This is a genomic window from Roseateles sp. P5_B10, from assembly GCF_056400485.1.
The window spans coordinates 1-1,645 of sequence record NZ_JBFULE010001019.1 but is presented as its reverse complement, the minus strand read 5'-3'; the positions used below and the strand labels follow the sequence as shown (position 1 = coordinate 1,645).

Annotated in this window: 2 protein-coding genes; one reads left to right on the top strand and one right to left on the bottom strand. The window is 64.8% G+C overall.

Annotation, left to right across the window (positions count from 1 at the left end; translation table 11 throughout):
* The first annotated feature begins 287 nt into the window (after positions 1-287).
* Entirely contained in the window at positions 288-1,211 is a 924-nt protein-coding gene (locus AC1DU6_RS30355) for a LysR family transcriptional regulator (protein WP_477861789.1), read from the top strand.
* A gap of 19 nt (positions 1,212-1,230) precedes the next feature.
* Here the strand turns inward: AC1DU6_RS30355 and AC1DU6_RS30350 are convergent.
* Positions 1,231-1,645: PEP-CTERM sorting domain-containing protein (locus AC1DU6_RS30350; RefSeq protein WP_477861787.1), on the bottom strand; the 415-nt coding region annotated here is incomplete at its 5' end.

Sequence of the window (1,645 nt, the reverse complement as noted above, 5' to 3'; positions counted from 1 at the left end):
AGGTCACTCGGGCTCACCAGCCGCGTGATCGGTCCATGGGTGCTTCCATGCGTGCGATGGCCGATGGCCCTCACGCCGGCGCTCGATGCTTGATCAAGGGTCGGATTGCCAGAAATGGCTTGTGATGCGGGCATCGGTCGTCCTTGGCGTTGATGGGAAGTGCGCTCGGCGAAGACATGACGCCTGAGCTGCTGCAGTCGATGCGTGAACGATAGGAGCGCTAGGATCGATGGACTAGGCGGTGCAATCGGAGTGCATCCATCCAAAAATCGAATCAATAGGTGCTCATGCTCGATCTGAACGACATTGCCTTGTTCGTGCGCGTCGTGCGCAGCGGCAGCTTTGCGGGCGCGGCGCGGCACCTTGGCGTGCCATCGAACACCGTCAGCAGGCGCGTTCAGGGGCTGGAGCAACACCTCGGCACCCGGCTGTTGCAACGCTCGACCCGCAAGCTCACGCTCACCAGCGCAGGCGAGGAGTTCAACGCGCGTTGCGCCGGTCTGGTCACCGGACTTTTCGAAGCCGGGCAAGAGCTGAGCTCGGGGAGCCGGGAGCCGAGTGGACTTGTTCGCGTTGGCGCCCCGGCCGACTTTCTCGACTTGTTCGTGATGGAGTGGATCGCCGAGTTCCTGGCAACTTATCCCAAGGTTCGACTCGCCTTGGTGCTCAGCGATTCAAAGGCGGACCTGATCGCGGATCGCATCGACGTGGCGTTTCGTGGCGGTCCCCTTGAGGACTCGGCATACGTCGGGCGGCACGTTTTCTGCACTGGCAACGACGGGCTGGTGGCCAGCCCGGGCTACCTGGCAGCGAGGGGCGCGCCCAGCGCGCTGCAGGACCTGCTGGAACACGATTGCGTGACGTTCGCGCAGCCTGGCGGCAGTGATGTGACCTGGCGGTTGGCCGGACCGGACGGCATCGATGAGGCTGTGCAGGTTGCCGCTCGCTTCAGCGGCAACACGGCGCAGGCCCTTCGCAAGGCCACGCTGGCTGGGCTGGGGATCACGCTGCTTCCGAGGGCCGTCATCATCAATGACTTGCGGGCCGGCCGCCTCGTTCCCGTGCTGCCCGAATACCAGCGTCCCGGACACGGACTCACTGTGCTCTACCCCAGCCGGCGTCATCTGCCGCTGGCAGTGTCGGCGTTCATCGATCTCGTCGTCGAGAAACTCGGCCAACTGGATGCGACATTGACACCGCAGCGACGGTAGGTTGCCACGGACGAATACGTCAGTCGCGACGAAGGCGCCTTGCGCCCGCAACGAGGCCCAGGCCAAGCAGCGCCAGCGTGACGCTCCCTGGCTCCGGCACCGCCCCCACGCTGACTCCAAACGTAAGGTTCCCGCTGACCCACTCGCCTTCTGCCACGCCGTTCGCAAAGTCCTTGAAGCCCTCGCTGAACTCCAGCCGCAGCAGGCCATCGGCGCCCACACTGATGCCATAGCCGCTCAGGTCGATCGAGCCGCTGTAGCTGCCGTTGCCGCTGTTGAAGTCCGCGCCGCCCGGGGTGAAGGTGAGCAAGTTGGTGGCACTGGAGTCGCCAAAGCTGACCTGCATCTCGGCCAACAGGCTGGGCGAGAAGGCGTTCAGGTCCAGGGCCCAGTCCAGCGAGGTCAGCACGGCGTTGGCGCCGACATCGATGAGC